The sequence below is a fragment of the Curvibacter gracilis ATCC BAA-807 genome (genome assembly GCF_000518645.1).
Classification (GTDB): Bacteria; Pseudomonadota; Gammaproteobacteria; order Burkholderiales; family Burkholderiaceae_C; genus Curvibacter; species Curvibacter gracilis.
The window spans coordinates 40,803-58,816 of record NZ_JADZ01000005.1 but is presented as its reverse complement, the minus strand read 5'-3'; the positions used below and the strand labels follow the sequence as shown (position 1 = coordinate 58,816).

The 18,014-nt window shown below is 63.3% G+C and carries 12 protein-coding genes; 6 read left to right on the top strand and 6 right to left on the bottom strand.

Annotation, left to right across the window (positions count from 1 at the left end; translation table 11 throughout):
• Positions 1 to 24 precede the first annotated feature (24 nt).
• The 6 genes from L880_RS34175 to dnaE all read right to left on the bottom strand — a co-directional run bounded on the left by L880_RS34175 (position 25) and on the right by dnaE (position 9,752).
• Entirely contained in the window at positions 25 to 2,268 is a 2,244-nt protein-coding gene (locus tag L880_RS34175; protein WP_157462558.1) for a hypothetical protein, read from the bottom strand.
• A gap of 354 nt (positions 2,269 to 2,622) precedes the next feature.
• Positions 2,623 to 2,919: a hypothetical protein gene (locus L880_RS0103040; RefSeq protein WP_027474409.1), complete on the bottom strand. Its 297-nt coding sequence runs from the start codon at positions 2,917 to 2,919 to the stop codon at positions 2,623 to 2,625.
• On the bottom strand, positions 2,916 to 3,143 hold the full coding sequence (locus L880_RS0103035; protein WP_157462557.1) for a hypothetical protein: 228 nt from the start codon (positions 3,141 to 3,143) through the stop codon (positions 2,916 to 2,918). The genes L880_RS0103040 and L880_RS0103035 overlap by 4 nt, the downstream gene beginning before the upstream one ends.
• A gap of 200 nt (positions 3,144 to 3,343) precedes the next feature.
• Positions 3,344 to 5,680, bottom strand: a complete 2,337-nt coding sequence (clpA, locus tag L880_RS0103030; RefSeq protein ID WP_027474407.1) for an ATP-dependent Clp protease ATP-binding subunit ClpA — start codon at positions 5,678 to 5,680, stop codon at positions 3,344 to 3,346.
• Between the two features lie 57 nt (positions 5,681 to 5,737).
• On the bottom strand, positions 5,738 to 6,106 hold the full coding sequence (gene clpS / locus L880_RS0103025; protein ID WP_019575601.1) for an ATP-dependent Clp protease adapter ClpS: 369 nt from the start codon (positions 6,104 to 6,106) through the stop codon (positions 5,738 to 5,740).
• 133 nt (positions 6,107 to 6,239) lie between these two features.
• On the bottom strand, positions 6,240 to 9,752 hold the full coding sequence (gene dnaE / locus L880_RS0103020; RefSeq protein ID WP_027474406.1) for a DNA polymerase III subunit alpha: 3,513 nt from the start codon (positions 9,750 to 9,752) through the stop codon (positions 6,240 to 6,242).
• Positions 9,753 to 10,007: 255 nt separating this feature from the next.
• On the opposite strand from dnaE, the gene pilV reads away from it, so the two are divergent.
• From pilV to L880_RS31445, 6 genes are read left to right on the top strand one after another with little or no spacing between them, the layout of a single operon-like run.
• Positions 10,008 to 10,646, top strand: a complete 639-nt coding sequence (gene pilV, locus L880_RS0103015) for a type IV pilus modification protein PilV (RefSeq protein WP_169737718.1) — start codon at positions 10,008 to 10,010, stop codon at positions 10,644 to 10,646.
• Complete coding sequence (locus tag L880_RS31450) at positions 10,646 to 11,692, top strand: PilW family protein (RefSeq protein ID WP_051443017.1); 1,047 nt, start codon at positions 10,646 to 10,648, stop codon at positions 11,690 to 11,692. Before pilV ends, L880_RS31450 begins: the two co-directional genes overlap by 1 nt.
• 37 nt (positions 11,693 to 11,729) lie before the next feature.
• A complete protein-coding gene (locus L880_RS0103005; RefSeq protein ID WP_084460969.1) occupies positions 11,730 to 12,356 on the top strand; it encodes a pilus assembly PilX family protein in 627 nt (208 codons plus the stop codon).
• 11 nt (positions 12,357 to 12,367) lie between these two features.
• Complete coding sequence (locus L880_RS0103000) at positions 12,368 to 16,876, top strand: pilus assembly protein (RefSeq protein ID WP_043328379.1); 4,509 nt, start codon at positions 12,368 to 12,370, stop codon at positions 16,874 to 16,876.
• Positions 16,873 to 17,385: a type IV pilin protein gene (locus tag L880_RS0102995; protein ID WP_027474402.1), complete on the top strand. Its 513-nt coding sequence runs from the start codon at positions 16,873 to 16,875 to the stop codon at positions 17,383 to 17,385. The genes L880_RS0103000 and L880_RS0102995 overlap by 4 nt, the downstream gene beginning before the upstream one ends.
• Positions 17,373 to 18,011, top strand: coding sequence for a GspH/FimT family pseudopilin (locus tag L880_RS31445; protein ID WP_043328377.1), 639 nt, complete (start codon positions 17,373 to 17,375; stop codon positions 18,009 to 18,011). Before L880_RS0102995 ends, L880_RS31445 begins: the two co-directional genes overlap by 13 nt.
• The last annotated feature ends 3 nt before the right edge of the window (positions 18,012 to 18,014 follow it).

The window sequence follows — 18,014 nt, the reverse complement described above, 5'->3', positions numbered from 1 at the left end:
CCTTGCTGCGCAGCACCTCCTGCCTCAAGGGGCCAGGCCGACACTGCTGCACGACACGGTCTGGCGCTGCCCCAGCCAGCCCAGCACGCACTTGGGGCCCTCACGCCGGTACGAGAAACCCACTTTGAAGCGGTTGTCGCGCAGCAGATCGGCCTCGGTGGGCGTGGGGTTCAGGGTCAGCGAGATGCTGTCCTGGGTGGCGCTGACGTGGTAGGGCTGGTTGAAGAAGTTGCCGTAGATCACCGGCGGCCCCTCGGTGGGGATGCCGCGGATGCCGATCACCACCCGGCTCATGGTGCCGTATTGCCCGTAGTCGAACCAGTTGTCGTGGATGTTCAGGAACGCCCCCGCCTGGGTGGTGTTGGGGTAGGCGTGCATGTCGACCTGGTGGTAGGCGTCACGCCCGCCGCCGGGCCGCACCAGGTTGTGGTGCACCTCATAGCGCTCGCCGGTCTGCCCCGAGCCCGCGACGGCGTGGCGGTTGAAATGGAACACATTGCAGGCGATGTCGGCCGAGGTGCGCCCGTTTTGCACCACCACGCCATAGCCCAGGCCCGATTTGATGTTGTGGTGGATGTGGTTGTGGTGGATGCGCGCCTGGCGCGAGGCCTTGACCGACACTGCCGCCCAGGGCCAGCCATAGATCTCGGAGTTGTCGACTTCAATGTCCAGGGCATCCACCGCCAGTTGCAGACCGATGGTGTTGTTGGCCGTGTTGGCCGCCTGGTAAGGCCCCTCGATGCGCAGGCCACTGATGCGGGAGCCTGTGTCCAGGCTGAACACCGCCCACTCATGGGGCTGCTCGTCTTCGTAGGCCACGCGCAGCAAGGCCCCAGGCTGCCCGTCTTGCCCACGATCACCAAACAAGGTCTGCCCCCGGAGCAGCACCACGGCGTACTTGCGGTTGGGAATGTCGATGGTGACCCCGGCGGGCACGTAGATCAAGGGCTCCAGCCGATCCAGGTGACGCTTGAGCGTGGCGTAGTCGGTGGCGGTGACATAGGACAGGCCGGCCCGGTCCACCCCGCCGGTGCTCAGGCCACCGCCGCCCAGCACGCCACAGCTGCCCGCATCCGGGTCGGCCTCGATGGGGGCCGGGGCCACTTCCCAGGCCAGCACGACACGGGCCTGCGCGCCGGCGCCGTCGAGCACCTGCACCTCGGCACCGTAGCGGCCGGGTTGATCGAAGCGGGCGGTCACGGTGGCGCCCGAGACACCCGAGACGGCCTGCGCATCGGGCTCCAGGCTCAGCCCTGGCGGCACGGACCCCAGCCATTGCCAGCGCAAGGCATCGCCGTCGGGGTCGCGGGCCTGCAGGTTCAGTGGGGCAGACTGCCCTGCCACCAGGTATTGCAGTGGGGGCAGCGCCGACTGCCAGAGCGGCGCATGGTTGTTGCCGCGGGAGCGCAGACGCAGGTACAGCGTGTCCTGGCGGGTTTGGGCCTGCAGACTCAGCAGGTCAGGGCTGCCAGCGGGAACATCGCCTGCGGCATCCACGCTCACCACCGGCATCTCTGATGGCAGCTCGGATGGCATCTCGGCCCAGGCACCGCCTTGCCAGGGCGTCGCCACCAGCAAAAGGCCCAAGCCGCCCACAGCCCAAACGGAACGCCCACCGCGACGCCAGCCCCACCCAGCGGCACCGGCCAGGGCGATCATCAAAACCCACCGCAGGGCCGGCTGCAGCGCGGGCACCGCCTGCACGGCCCCCACCCCGGGGGTCGGCAATCCGCTCGCATCAGACCGGGCCAGCCAGATCGGACCGCCGCCGCTGGCCCCGGCTTCAAGCACATCCGCCCCGGCACCCACCAGCACCCGGACCGCCTTGGCATCACCCAACAGGGCCCAGGGCACGGCCAGATCCAGCACATCTTCCAGCCCAGTGGGCCCGGACAAGGTATTACTGGCCAGCACCTCGATGGGCCACGGAGGGACCACTTCGACAAAGGCGCCGCCCTGACAAACGCTCCACTTCGCGGGCAGAGGCTCGCCCTGCGCATCCAGATCCACTTGCAATCGGAACTCGAACCCTGTGGCAGGGCCTCCTGAGGCTGAAGCAGCCGCTGTGCAGCCGCCTTGCTGCTGGCCGTCGCTGTCCAGGTAAAGCTGGTAGGACACACCCGCCGGCCCCGCCCAGGCCATCCCGGGCTGACAACACAACAAGCCCAGGGTCAGACCGCCCAGGCCGCCCAAGTGGAACAAGCCACCCGTGCGGCACACCGCCACGATGCGACGGATCGCCGCCAGGAAAGAAACAAAGCACTGCATGAAGAGCCCAGCCGACATCGCCCGCAAGAGGCACCATGGCGCCACATGAGCAAGGCACCCCGAGGTTCCAGGCCTCGGCACCCAGGGTTCGGGCCTGAAAGCCGCGCAGTCTAGGAGTCATAGTGGCAGGGCAGCCGCAGAGGCGCATCGGGGTGTAAGCCGCCGCTACAAAGCCTGGCTGGAACGTGCACCAAGCGCTGCTAAGTGCTTGTTATTAAAGTGGTTCGTGAACCGCAACGATCTGACATATTTCAGCAGTTACGCGCCGATACATCGTTGGGGAGACTGTCCCGACAGCCGGGTGATGCTGTCGATGGAGATTTCTAGAACGTGACCGGACGCGATGCCATGCGCTTATCGCAACAACTCGCGCACGGCGAACACCAGAGAGGCCAGTCCGGCCAGGCCCAGAGAAACCGTGCTCGACGCCAACAACATGGGCAGCAAGGCCTTCCAGGCGACAGCACCGATCATCCACAACAACGGGGGAATGGTGGCTGCGCAAGAGGCATCGGTGATCAGACGCGCCACATCCAGGGTGAGCTCGCGATCATTGCGGGCGCCGAGCATTCGCCAGAGACGGACCAGGGTGGCCAACAAGGCCATGACGATGCACAAGATGTCGATGGGGTTGCCGTCAGGCGGACTCATCGACGCACCACGAACACCAGGGCCACCAGCATCAGCACCACGGCCCCAACAGCATCCGAGCCGGCGGGCAGTCGGAGCCCACCATAGGCCAGCAGACCGACCGCACTGGAGCCGATCACGCCCACGCCAGCCAACAGCCGGATCGTGTCGGCCCACTTGATGTAGCGCTGGCGAGGCCGCACTGGGCTGGCCTCTGAACTCAAAGACATGGGGCGGGACGACATGGCGACTCCTTGGCATCAAAGGTGATCCAACACCGCGTGCACCCTATCTAGGTGGCTTGCGGCACAGTGGTTTGATGCTCACAGGCCGCTGCGCCGATATCAACACCAACTGTTCATTCCATGCCGCCGAAAAACAAAAAAGCTGACCCGGATCGCTCCTGGGTCAGCTCTTGAGATCAGCCTCGGGCGGCCGGGGCAGCTCAGTCGGCGGCGGCGGCCTCTTCCGGCTCGGTCGGTTCGGCCTTGGGAGTGCGCTCCTTCTTGGGCAGGGGCTGGATGTCCAGCACCACGTCCGGCTTCTCTGCGTTGTCGTCGAGGTCGACCGTCAGGCGACCACCGTCGGTCAGGCGTCCGAACAGCAGTTCGTCGGCCAGCGCACGGCGGATGGTGTCCTGGATCAGGCGCTGCATCGGGCGGGCACCCATCAGCGGATCGAAGCCCTTCTTGGCCAGGTACTTGCGCAGCTTGTCGGTGAAGGTGACTTCCACCTTCTTCTCGGCCAGCTGGGTCTCGAGTTGCAGCAGGAACTTGTCGACCACGCGCAGGATGACCTGTTCATCCAGGGCCTTGAAGCCGACGATGGCATCCAGGCGGTTGCGGAACTCGGGTGTGAACAGGCGCTTGATGTCAGCCATCTCGTCGCCCGCCTCACGCGGGTTGGTGAAGCCGATGGTTGCCTTGTTCATGGTCTCGGCGCCCGCGTTCGTGGTCATGATCAGGATCACGTTGCGGAAGTCGGCCTTGCGCCCGTTGTTGTCGGTCAGGGTGCCGTGGTCCATCACCTGCAGCAGCACGTTGAAGATGTCCGGGTGCGCTTTCTCGATTTCGTCGAGCAGCAGCACCGCGTGCGGCTTCTTGGTGATGGCTTCAGTCAACAGACCGCCCTGGTCAAAGCCCACGTAGCCCGGAGGCGCGCCGATCAGGCGGCTCACGGCATGGCGCTCCATGTACTCCGACATGTCGAAGCGGATCAGGTCGATGCCCATGATGTAGGCCAGTTGCTTGGCCGCTTCGGTCTTGCCGACGCCGGTGGGGCCGCTGAACAGGAAGGCGCCAATCGGCTTGTCGCCCTTGCCCAGACCCGAACGGGCCATCTTGACCGCAGAGGCCAGCACCTCAAGTGCCTTGTCCTGACCGAACACGACGCTCTTGAGGTCGCGCTCCAGGGTTTGCAGCTTGCCGCGGTCGTCATTGGAGACGTTGGCGGGCGGGATGCGGGCGATCTTGGCCACGATCTCTTCGACCTCGGTCTTGCCGATGGTCTTCTTGCGCTTGGACGGGGCCAGGATGCGCTGGGCAGCGCCGGCTTCGTCGATCACATCAATGGCCTTGTCGGGCAGATGGCGGTCGTTGATGTACTTGGCGCTCAGCTCGGCCGCGGCCTGCAGGGCGGCCGCAGCGTACTTGACGCTGTGGTGCTCTTCAAAGCGCGACTTCAGGCCCTTGAGGATCTCGATGGTCTGGTCCACGGTGGGCTCGACCACATCGACTTTCTGGAAGCGACGCGACAGGGCGGCGTCTTTTTCGAAGATGCCACGGTACTCGGTGAAGGTGGTGGCACCGATGCACTTGAGTTGGCCGCTGGACAGCGCCGGCTTGAGCAGGTTGGACGCATCCAGCGTGCCGCCCGAGGCCGCGCCTGCACCGATCAGGGTGTGGATCTCGTCGATGAACAGGATGGCGTTGGGCTTTTCCTTGAGCGTCTTGAGCACGCCCTTGAGGCGTTGCTCAAAGTCGCCGCGGTACTTGGTGCCGGCCAGCAAGGCGCCCATGTCCAGCGAGTAGACGATGGCCTCGGCCAGGATCTCGGGCACATCACCCTGGGTGATGCGCCAGGCCAGGCCCTCGGCGATGGCGGTCTTGCCCACGCCGGCTTCACCCACCAGCAGCGGGTTGTTCTTGCGGCGGCGGCACAGGATCTGGATCACGCGCTCGACCTCGTACTCACGCCCGATCAGCGGATCGATCTTGCCTTCCTTGGCCTGCTGGTTGAGGTTCTGCGTGAACTGCTCGAGCGGCGAGGCCTTCTCGTTGCGTTCACCGCCCTCTTCCTGCTCGGCCTGGGGCTGGTCGTTGCCCTTGACGGGTTCCGGCGGCTCGCCCTTCTTGATGCCGTGGGCGATGAAGTTCACCACGTCCAGACGGGTCACGCCCTGCTGGTGCAGGTAGTACACGGCATGCGAATCCTTCTCGCCGAAGATGGCGACCAGCACGTTGGCACCGGTCACTTCCTTCTTGCCATTGCCCGTGGACTGCACGTGCATGATGGCGCGCTGGATGACGCGCTGGAAACCCAGCGTGGGCTGGGTGTCCACCTCGTCGGTGCCGGCCACCTGAGGGGTGTTGTCCTTGATGAAGTTGGTCAAGGATTTGCGCAGATCGTCGATGTTGGCTGAGCAGGCCCGCAGCACCTCGGCGGCGCTGGGGTTGTCGAGCAAGGCGAGCAGCAGGTGCTCCACGGTGATGAACTCGTGGCGCTGCTGGCGGGCCTCAACAAAGGCCATGTGCAGACTGACTTCCAATTCCTGGGCAATCATGTGAATTCCTTTTGCCTTGCTTTAAGTGGTTGAACTTTAAATCGGATCGAAAGCCATTTATTCAACAGGCTCACTGACACATTGCAGCGGATGACCGGCCTTGTGGGCCGCATCCATGACCTGGTCCACCTTGGTGGCGGCCACGTCCCGCGAGTAAACGCCACAGACGCCTTTGCCATCGAGATGGATCTTCAGCATGATCTGGGTCGCGCTTTCGCGGTCCTTGTTGAAAAACTCCTGGATCACGAGGACCACGAACTCCATCGGGGTGTAGTCGTCGTTCAGCATGACCACCTGGTACATCTGCGGCGGTTTGACCTTTTGCGTCAAGCGCTCGAGCACCACGGAATCGCCGCCGCCATGCTCCGGCGGCGCCAGCTTGGGTGCAGCGGGTTTGGAAGGTGATTTCGTTGCCATGAATTTCATTCTAATGACGGTCTCGGGGGCCCGTGGGCTCAAAGGGCAATTGGCCCCCACGAGCGGACATTTCAAGGCCTAAATTTTCACAAAATGAAAAAATAACCCTTTCAACAGCCGCTCAATGGCAATATCTGGCCGCTCAGTCGTAAACGATGCGGGCTTGGCCCTCATGGGCCTGGGCCGTCCAACCCGCCAGAGCGGCATCACTTGGGAAGAATCGCGCCCCTTCACCCAGGTGCAACTCGGCCGACACGGCCATGCCGTCCTTTTCACGCAACACCTGCAGGCGGATGTCCATGCCGCGCTCCAGGGTGCCCGACTCGGACTCTTCCAGGCGTGGCGGGTGCTCGCGCAGCAGGCGGGCGATGTCGGGTGCACGGCCATTGACCACCACCTGCAGGTGCTTGCCGAAGCGGCAGCGCGCCGAGGCCAGGTCCCAGATCTGAACCACTTGCAGGCGCAACCCGCCCGAAAACCGGTCGGGCTGGCACTTGGCGCTGACGATGATCATTTCATCGTCCTTCAGCAGGTTCTTGTTGGCATTGATCAGCGCCTCGTCGGCCGTGGCCTCGATGGTGCGGCTCTTGTCGTCGAGCTTGAAGATGGCCAGCTTGCCGCGCTGGCCGTTGATGACCCGCAGATCGCTGACGATGCCGGCCACCATCTGGGGGTCGCGGCTGTCGGCCAGTTCATCGATCTGACGTCGCACAAAGCGCCGCACCTCGGTGGCCACCTCGTCGAACAAGTGCCCCGACAGGTAAAAGCCCACCGCCGTCTTTTCGTAGGTGAGCCGCTCCTTGATGCCCCAGGGCAGGGTTTCGACCAGGCCCGGCTCCTGGGTGCTGGAGCCGTGCGCATCGTCGCCGAACATGTCGAACAGGCCGCCCTGGTTGGCATTGGCCGCCGTGGCGGCGGCAAATTCGAAGGCCCGGTCAATCGAGGCGACCAGCGCGGCCCGGTTGGGCTCGATGGCATCAAAGGCCCCGGCCTTGATCAGCGCCTCGACGGTGCGCTTGTTGATGGCCTTGCGGTCCACCCGCAGGGCAAAGTCGAACAGGCTCTTGAAGGGGCCGCCCTCTTCGCGGGCGGCCACCACCGCCTCGATGGCCGACTGGCCCGTGCCCTTGACGGCGCCCAGGCCGTAGCGGATCACGGTGTTGGTGACCGGCTCGAAGCGGTAGCGACCCCGGTTCACATCCGGCGGCTCAAAGCTCATGCCCATCTTCACACCGTCTTCGTACAACACCTTGAGCTTGTCGGTGTCGTCCATTTCGACGGTCATGTTGGCGCAGAAGAACTCGGCGGTGAAATGCACCTTGAGCCAGGCCGTGTGGTAGGCCAGCAGCGAGTAAGCAGCCGCGTGCGACTTGTTGAAGCCGTAGCCCGCAAACTTCTCCATCAAGTCGAAGACCTCATCGGCCTTCTTCTCGTCGATGCCCTTCTTGGCAGCACCTTCACGGAAGATCTTGCGGTGCTCGGCCATTTCCTCGGCCTTTTTCTTGCCCATGGCACGCCGCAGCAAGTCGGCGCCCCCCAGCGAATAGCCCCCCAGCACCTGGGCGGTCTGCATCACCTGCTCCTGGTACACCATGATCCCGTAGGTTTCCGACAGCACGGGCTCGACCAGCGGATGCGGGTACTCCACCTCTTCACGGCCGTGCTTGCGGGCCACAAAGCTGGGAATCAGGTCCATCGGGCCCGGGCGGTACAGGGCGTTGAGCGCGATCAGGTCTTCCAGGCGCGAGGGTTTGGCGTCTTTCAGCATGCCCTGCATGCCGCGGCTTTCAAACTGGAACACGGCCTCGGTCTTGCCCTCCTGGAACAGGCGGTAGGTGGGCAGGTCGTCGAGCGGGATGGTCTCGAAGTTGAAGTTCTCCTGGCCCTTGTGGCGCTTCATGATGAATTCGCGCGCGATCTCCAGGATGGTCAGCGTGGCCAGGCCCAAGAAGTCGAACTTCACCAGGCCGATGGCCTCCACGTCGTCCTTGTCGTACTGGCTCACGGCCGACTCGCTGCCCGGCTGCTGGTACAGGGCGCAGAAATCGGTCAGCTTGCCCGGCGCAATCAGCACCCCCCCTGCGTGCATGCCGATGTTGCGGGTCATGCCTTCGAGCTTTTGCGCCATCTCGATGACGGTCTTGACGTCTTCTTCCTTCTGGATGCGCTCGGCCAGCACCGGCTCCAGTTCGATGGCGTAGTTGTTCTTGTCGCCCTCTTTCTTGGGGTTGGGCGGGTATTGCAGGGTGTAGGACATGCCCGGCTTGTTGGGCACGAGCTTGGAGATGCCATCACAGAAGGTGTAGCTCATGTCCATCACGCGCCCCACGTCGCGGATGGCCGCCTTGGCCGCCATGGTGCCGAAGGTGGCGATCTGGCTCACGGCGTCCTTGCCGTATTTGTCCTTCACATAATCGATCACGCGGTCGCGGTTGCCCTGGCAGAAGTCGATGTCAAAGTCAGGCATCGACACCCGCTCGGGGTTCAGAAAACGTTCGAACAGCAGGTTGTATTGCAGCGGGTCCAGGTCGGTGATCTTCAGCGCATAGGCCACCAGCGAGCCCGCCCCCGAGCCCCGGCCCGGGCCCACCGGGCAGCCGTGGGTCTTGGCCCACTGGATGAAGTCGCCCACGATCAGGAAGTAGCCCGGGAAACCCATCTTCAGGATGGTGTTGAGCTCGAACTCCAGCCGCTCCACATAGCGTGGCCGCTGCGCGTCGCGCTCCTCGGCCTTGGGAAACAACAGCTTCAAGCGCTCTTCCAGCCCCTCGTGCGAGGCAAAGCGGAAGTACTCGGCGATCGGCATGCCGTTGGGCGTCGGGAAATCAGGCAGCTGTGGCTTGCCCAGCACCAGCGACAGGCTGCAGCGGCGGGCGATCTCGACCGTGTTGCGCAGCGCCGAAGGCAGATCGGCGAACAGCGCCGCCATCTGCTCGGAGTTCTTGAAATACTGCTCGCGCGTGAACTTGCGCACCCGCCGCGGGTTGGCCAGAATTTCACCTTCTGAAATACAGACCCGCGCCTCGTGGGCCTCGAAGTCGTCCGGCCCGGTGAACTGCACCGGGTGGGTGGCCACCACCGGCAGCTTGAGGCGCGCCGCCAGCTTGACCGCGGCCACCACATGGGCCTCGTCCTCGGCCCGGCCGGCACGCTGCACCTCCATATAGAAACGGTGCGGAAACACGCTGGCCATCTGCAGGGCCAGATCGGCCGCAGCGCCTTCATCGCCGCGCAGCAGCGCCTGGCCCACCGCGCCCGAATGGGCGCCCGACAAGGCGATCAGCCCCTCGTTGAGCTCGGCCAGCCAGGCCCGCGTGCACACCGCCTGGGCGTTGTGCACATTGCGCGTCCAGCCCCGGGCCAGCAATTCGCACAGGTTCAGGTAGCCCTGGCGGTTCTGCACCAGCAGCAGCATGCGCGACACCAGGGTGGGGGCCTGCGGCGTGCCTTCCAGCACGATTTCGGCCCCGATGATGGGCTTGACGCCCTTGCCACGGGCCTCTTTGTACAGCTTGATCGCGCCAAACAGGTTGTTGAAATCTGTCAGCGCCAGGGCGGGCTGGGCATCCTTGGCCGCCAGCTTGACGACTTCATCGATGCGGGTGGTTCCGTCGACCACGGAAAACTCGGAGTGCAGGCGCAGGTGAACAAACATCCGGCCATTGTAGGAAAGGCCGCCCGCCATCGAGGGCTTGGCAGCACAAATCCTTGACGCCGGCGATGCGGTGGCCGCCTTCCGAGCCCTGGCGGCGTCCGCGCACCACCCACACCCGACGAGCGGTAAAAATCACCACTCATCGTTCAATATTTACCAATCATCACCTCAATTCACCAAATCTGAACCGTCTGCGCTGGCAATGTTAGATTTGGTATCGGTGGTAATCCATTGATCATTCCAGTTACAAAACCCATGCCTGCGCTCCTGCCCCCCAGTTCGCCTCGCCCCGCTCGTGCCAGCCATGCCGGCGGTCGAATGCAGCGTGGCTTTTCCTTGCTGGAGGTGCTGGTGGCCATTTTTGTGCTGTCCTTCGGCATGCTGGGCATGGTGGGCATGCAGTCGTTTTCGCTGCAGGCCAATCGGCAGGCTCGGCTCGCCTCGACGGCGGCGGGCTTGGTGCGCGAAATGGGCGAAATGATGCGAGGCAACAAGGATCAGGCCCGCCTCACGACCAACAACCCCTATGTGGGCAATTTCACGGCTCCCCTGACACCGACCACCGCCGAATACTGCATGAATGTCAGCAATGCCAGCACGGGTTGCACCAGCGGGCTGGCGATCGCCAATGCCCAAATGACCGAGTGGCTGAGCCGCGTCAACAGCGAATTGCCCTCGCCAAGAGTGCAGATCTGTTTTGACAATCAGCCTTACGACAGTAACAACCTCCCTCAATGGGGCTGCAATGGCACCGGCGCCGGAGATCTCGTGATGTACGTCAAGATTGCCTGGACCCAGACCAGCACGGATCGCAGCGACACAGGCTCTGCGGCGTTCGTACAGGCCAGCACCCGCCCCATTCTCATCGTGCCGATCACGGCAGGAAACAGTTGATGCGCACGAACGCCCGCCCCACCAGACACCTCGGGGTCACCCTGATCGAACTCATGGTGGCCCTCGCCGTGAGCCTGATTGTCGTGCTGGCCGCCATGGCCGCGCTGAACGTCGCTCGCCAGGGCTTCACGGTCAACGATGCTGCCTCCCAGTTGCGCGAGAACAGCCGCTTCATCACGGACCTGGTCCAGCGCCTGGTGGTGCAGACCGGCTTCAAGGACCTCGCATACTCCACCACCAACCGCCCCACCAATGTGACGGGTGTGGTCAGCAATCCGCCGCCCGTCATCTATGGCAAGAACAACCAGAGCCGTACCAGCTCCGACGCCTGGGATGGCGGGACCGACCGAGTGCAGGGCACAGTCGGCTACGGCAGTGACATCCTGGTGCTGCGGTTTCAGCCCAACTCCAGTTCGTCGACCGCCGGCACCGCCGACGGCAGCATGATCAATTGCAACGGAGAAAGCCTGACCACGCCCGCCACCAGCCGGGATGACTACGCGATCAGCATCCTTCATGTGGGCACTGACAGCGATGGCGAGCCCGCCTTGATGTGCAGTTCGATTCCGATCAACAGCACCACCGTGACGCAAACCATGCTGGTGCGCGGCGTCGAGAACTTCCAGGTGCTCTACGGCGTGGATTCGATAGGCCCCGCCAACACCAGCACGGCCGTGAGCAGCGCCTCCGACATCATGCCCGACCGCTACCTGCGTGCCGATCAGCTGACCGTCAGCGGCAACCTGGCCGCCACCTACTTCAATTGGCGCCGCGTGCGCAGTGTCCGCGTCGGGCTGACATTGCGCAGCGCCAACGGCCAGTCCAACGATGTCAGTTCAGCAAGCTTCTATCCCTTCGGTCTGGCTGCCGATGGCTCTGCAGGCGCCGTGGCCACCGCCATGGGAAGCAGCGCCGACCCTGGGACACTGGGCAGTGCCGGCACCCTGTTCACTGATCGGCGCCTGCGCCGCAGCGTCACGTTCACGATCCACCTGCGCAATTCCCAAGGAAGCTGCACATCAACAGGCGCCTGCCCAGGGCCCTGAGATGCACAACACCCCAGCAATGACCAGAGCAGCTGACATGGCCACCACCCACCCACCATTCAACAGCCCATCGAAGCGTCAGCGCGGCGTGTCGCTGATGGTGGTACTGATCCTGCTGATCATCGTCTCTTTGCTGGGCGTCGGTGGCATCCAGTTGGCCACCATGGGCGAGCGCAGCGCCCGCAATGACCGCGACCAGCAGATCGCCTGGCAGGCGGCCGAGGCGGCCCTGGTCGATGCTGAATTCGACATCTACTCCAAAGGCGTGATTGTCGGTACCCGCACCTCGGTCTTCATGCCGGCGACTGACACCAGCCAATTCGTGATTGGCTGTGGCAGCAGTGGCAACCAAAAAGGGCTGTGTGCAGAAACCGTCACGGGCAAGCCCGCCTGGCTGTCGGTCGACTTCCTGGACACCAGCAGCAGCGCCAAAACCGTGGCCTGGGGCACATTCACTGGCCGCAGCACCTCCAACCCCTACCCCACGGGTGGGGGGCTGAAGTCTGCCCAGGCCCCGCGCTATGTGATTGAGGCCATCAAAGACCCCACAGAGGTCCAGACCAAAGGCATCCCTGAATCACGCTACGTGTACCGCGTCACGGCCATGGGCTTCGGCCCGCGCCAGGACATCCAGGCGGTCATTCAAATGATCTACCGCGAATGAGCGAGCCAACCATGAACGCCCTTACTGCCCCCACCGCCTGGTTGCAACGTCTGCGACTGGGCGTGCACCAGCGCGCCGGCTTCGTCACCGCCTTGGGCCTGATCGTCGGCGCCGGCCTCGGCCTGTCCTGGCTGGTCCACAGCCAGACCACAGCCCCGGCCTACACCCCGATTGCTCTGTCCTCGACCCCCTTGTATGCCACCACCCCTGTCGACAAGCCCAGCCTGGCCTTGGCCTTGTCGGTGGAGTACCCCACCGTGGGTGCCCAGTACACCCCGGGCGGCAGCAGTGACAACACCTACTCGAACGCCACCGAGTACCTGGGCTATTACGACGCCGAATCCTGCTACACCTACAACGACAGCCCCAGCGAAACGCCTGCCACGGGACTGACTGCCAGCGATTACAAGCGCTTTGACCGCAGCGGTGCCGCCACCAACCGCAAATGCAGCAACGCCTTCAGTGGCAACTTCCTGAACTGGGCCAGCAGTTCGGCCATCGACATGCTGCGCCTGGCGCTTTCGGGCGGCGACCGCTACATCGACCAGGACGGTCTGACCATTCTGCAGCGCGCCCTGATCCCCAATGGCGACCCGATCTGCATGTGGAACAGCAGCAACTTTCCGGCCAAGCAACTCACCAAGGACGGCGGTGGCGCCGGCACCTACTGGGGAGCCGTGCCCACCGCCATGATCACGGCCGCCAATGGCAGCGACATCTATGTGGCCAACACGCTCAACAAAATCTACTTCGGCACCTCGGCCACGGGCAACTGCTCGACCGGCCCGGCCAGCTATGTGCTGAACAGCCCAGCATCCACCCAGGCGGTGGGGCCGGTGGTTACCAACACCAACATCAGCCAACCCAGCGGCATGACGAACTGCGCTTCTGAGAACGGCACCTGCGCCTTCACCGGAACCAAGGAGGTCTGGTACGGCGCAGGCAACCGTTGGGCCGTAGCACCCGCCTACAACGGGGTAGGTTGCAACAACAACGTGTTTGGCGACCCTTATTCGGGCACGGTCAAGGCTTGCTACTACCGCAATTACACGGGGTCTTGGACACCGCCCACGGCTGCCGGCACCCAACTCAACAGTGATGGATTTTTCTACTCACGGGTTCAGGTCTGCAACAAGAGTGGTGGCGCCCTGGCCGATGTGCGCGACTACGGACTCTGTTCGCTATACCCTAGCGGCAACTACAAACCGACAGGCGTGATCCAGAAGTACAGCGATCAACTCCGCCTGGCCGCCTTTGGTTATCTGATGGACCAGACAGCCAGCTACAACTCCGGTGGTCGTTACGGCGGCGTGCTGCGCGCCCCCATGAAGTATGTGGGCTACAAGACTTTTGACGACAGCGGCAATGACAACACGCCCAGCACGGGCAACGCCAACATCGAGTGGAACAACACCACCGGGGTCTTTGTCACCAACCCGGATGGCGACACCATGGGCATCAGCGGGGTGGTCAACTACCTCAACAAATTCGGCCGCACCGGTCCAGTCGCTGGCCGCTACAAGATCTATGACCCGGTGGGCGAGCTGCATTACGAGGTGCTGCGCTACCTGCAGGGCCTGAGCCCCAGTGCCGATGCCATCAGCAACATCACCGACACCTACAAGGACGGCTTCCCGGTCTTCACGACCTGGACCGATCCCTATGGTGGCAGCCGCTCCGCCTCGGCCGACTACTCCTGCGTGCGCAGCAATATCGTGGTGATTGGCGACATCAACACCCATGATGGCAATCGACTGCCTACCCCAGACGCAGCCAACAACATCATCGACATCAATGCATGGCGAACCACGGTGCAGAACTTTGAGAAAAATGTGTCATCGAACTACCTAGATGGCACGACCCCCACCGCGGTTCAACGAACCACCGGTAACCCCAATGGCGCCAACTACAGCGTGCCATCGGGCAGCAGCACCAGCCAGATCATGGGCTCAGCCTACTGGGCCCACACCCATGACATCCGAGGCAGCACCTGGACCAATGCAACGTCTAAACAACGCCCCGGCCTTCGCGTCAAGACTTTCCTCTTTGACGTCAACGAGTACGGCGCTCAGAACGATACCAACACCCGCCGTTACGCCAACCAGTTCTTCATGGCGTCCAAATACGGTGGCTTCGAAGCCGATGCCTCCAACGTGGGCGGCAACCCCTACAACACCTGGGGCAATCCCTTCAAGGATAACAGTGGCAACAACAACAACGATGTGTGGCAGAACCTGAATTCTCCCGGTGAAGCCAGCACCTATTACCTTCAGAGTTCAGCCCGCGGGGTGTTGAGTGCCTTCAACGGCATTTTCAGCCGGGCCGCCAACTCCTCGCGCAACATCGCCGGGGTCTCCCTGCAATCCAAGTACCTCACGGCCACCAACGGCAGCGTGATCTACCAGGGCGCGTTTGACACCAGCAACTGGACCGGTGATGTGGTGGCCCTGCCGCTGACGGTGGCCAATGGCGCCGTCTCGATCGGCACCACCCCCAACTGGAGTGCGGCCGATGTGCTGACCAACCGGGCCAACCCGGCCACCACGCGCAACATCGTGATGGGGCAGGTGGGCGGTACGTCCAACCCGGTGGCCACCGATTTTCTGTGGAGCGCCGTCGACCTCACGACGATCCGGACCCCCTTGAACAAGGCCTCACCCTCGGCCGCAAACGACAACCTTGGCGAAAGCCGCCTCAACTACCTGCGCGGCGACCGCTCGCTGGAAGGCACCACCTTCCGCCGTCGCAGCAAATTGTTGGGTGACATCGTCAACTCCAGCGTGGTCTACACCGGTGCCCCGGCCAAGGGCTACACCGAAAACAGCTACAGCACCTTCTACAGCGACAATGCGAGTCGCACAGCGGCTGTCTACGTGGGCGCCAACGACGGCATGCTGCATGCGTTCAACGCCAGCTCCGGGGCCGAGCTGTTTGCCTACATCCCGAGCTGGATGGCCAGCAAGCTCTCCGCCCTGACCAGCACCAGCTACGTCAACAACCACCAGAGCTATGTGGACGGACTGCCGGCCGTGGGCGAGGCCTGCGTCGGCCCCTCACACACCCTCACGGCCAGCACCTGCACCTGGAAGACCGTGCTGGTGTCAGGTACCGGCGCTGGCGGTCGGGGCGTGTTCGCCCTTGATGTGACCGACCCGACAGCCTTCTCTGCTTCCAAGGTGATGTGGGAGTTCACCAATGCCGACGACACCGACCTGGGCTATGTGGTGGGCCAGCCGCAGATCCTCAAGCTGGTCACCAGCGCGCCAGGGGCCACCTCCACCACTTACCGCTGGTTCGCCGTGGTCGCCAGTGGTGTCAACAACTATGTAACCGACGCCAATGGGCGCTACAGCAGCACGGGTCAGCCCACGCTGTTCTTCCTGGCGCTGGACAAGGCCGCGGGCGATGCCTGGACACCGGGCACCAACTACTACAAGGTGGCCCTGCCCCTGGACACCACCCTGGCGGCGACCAAAGCACCAGGCGTCGCCAACTTCACACCCCTTTACGACTCGGCAGGTGCCGTCAATCGCATTTTTGTCGGCGACCTGCATGGCAAGCTCTGGAAGCTCGATTTCACACCGCGCAACGCCACGACCGACCGCGCCGCCTTCAACCCAACGGTCACGGCCGACTGGAATGTCAACAAGCTGTCCTTCTTCAACAAAGGCACAGCCTCCACGCCTGAGGCCTACCCGATGTACATCGCCAAGGACGGCAGTTCCAATGTGCAGCCCATCTTCTCGGCGCCCCGAATTTTCACCGGGCCGGTGGTCAACAATCTGCAGACTTTCTATGTGTTGTTTGGCACAGGCAAATTCCTCGAATCGTCGGACAAGACCTCCACGGCCCAGAATTCGATCTATGCCGTCTACGACAACGGCGTGACCGGCCTGAGCCAATCAGACAGCGCGACGACCACCACCAGCACAGCCAGCGTGATCACCGGTCGCACCCGCCTGGCCCAGGGTACCGTCGATACCAGCGTCACCCCTCATACGGTTTCGGTGGGTGATTTTGTCTGGGGTCGGGCCATGACCGACACGGCCACCTACAGCGATTCAAGCACCGGCACCGCCGTCACCAAGCCCCTGCGTTCGGGCTGGTATTTCGACCTGCCCTCGAGTGGTGAGAAGATGATCAGCAGCTTCCTGGACCTGAGTCCCTCGGCCAGTTTCAACACCATCATCCCCGGAGCGGCCGGAACCTCTGGCACCTGCACCGCCACGCCCGGCAGCGGCAACCAGTATGTGATCGACATCGCCACCGGTGACGGTACCTTCAGCACCTCGACGGTGGGCCTGCTCGGTGGCGCCATGTATGTCGATCTGGAATCGTCCATCACCTACAGTGCCAGCGATTCAACGGGCCGACGCACCCGCACCACAGTCAAGACCAGCGTGCAAAGCGGCTCGACAGGCTCGGCGGTGGCCGGGAGCTCGGTCACCATCACCGACGTGGTGGGACGTCTGAGCTGGCGACAGATCAATAATTACTGGGATTTGAAAACTGCACCATGAGCACGAAACACCGCAACAGGGGCTTTACCCTGATCGAACTGATGATCACCGTGGCCATCATCGGCATTCTGGCCCGCGTGGCTTTCGGCGCCTACCAAGACTCGGTGCTCAAAGGCAAACGGGCCCAGGGCCGCTCGGCCATTGCCGAGTTGCTGTTGCAGCAAGAACGCTACATGACCCAACGCAACTGCTACCTGTCGTTCAGCTCAACCACCAGCGCAGCCTCGGCCTTGGCCTACAACAGCGGTGAATGTGGCGGTGGCACGCCGTCCTTCACCGCCGCGACGTTTCCGTTCAAGTTTTACTCTGGCGACACGGTGGCCAACTCTGCCTATCTGTTGAGCGCCTCCCGTTGCAGCAATACGATCACGCTGGCCGACTGTGTGAAAGTGACTGCGACTCCGCAGTTCACTGATACTGTGGTGAACGTGCTTGAAGTTACCAGCACCGGCACCAAGACCTGTACGGGCACAGCGTCGAGCACCAATGCCAAGTTATGCTGGCCATGAAATCGCCCGAGCGCCCCAGCCGGGGCTTCACCTTGATCGAATTGATCGTCGTCATGGCCATCATCGTGGTGCTGGCCTTGGTGGCAGTGCCCAGCTTTGTCACCTTCCAGCGCAACTCGCAGATGACCTCGGTGGCCAACGCGCTGCTCGCCTCGATCAACACCGCACGCGGTGAAGCCATGAAGCGCAACCAGACCGCGTTTGTGGTGCCCAACACCAGCACCAACTGGGCCAGCGGCTGGAAGGTCTTTGTCTCCCGTCCGGGCTTCAGTGCCTCGAGCAACACCTACACCGGCACCATCAGCGGGGCCTCAGCAACCTACACAGATGGTCAGGATCTGCTTTTGCAGACCGTGCCGGCCCAAGAGGGATACATCAACATCAGCACCAACGACGGCTCAGGTACAGCGCTGGGCCTGATCCGCATCGATGGCTCGGGCTACTCCAAGACTGCGGACAACAGCGGCTTCCAGTCCATGACGCTGCGCATCCAGCGCAACGACGTGGGCAGCACATTGCAGCCCAACCAGACCCGCATCCTGGTTCTGGCCCGAACCGGCAGAGCCCGGGTTTGCACCCCTGTTTCGGCCAGCGACAGCAATTGCTCCGTCACCTCCAGCCAGTGAGCC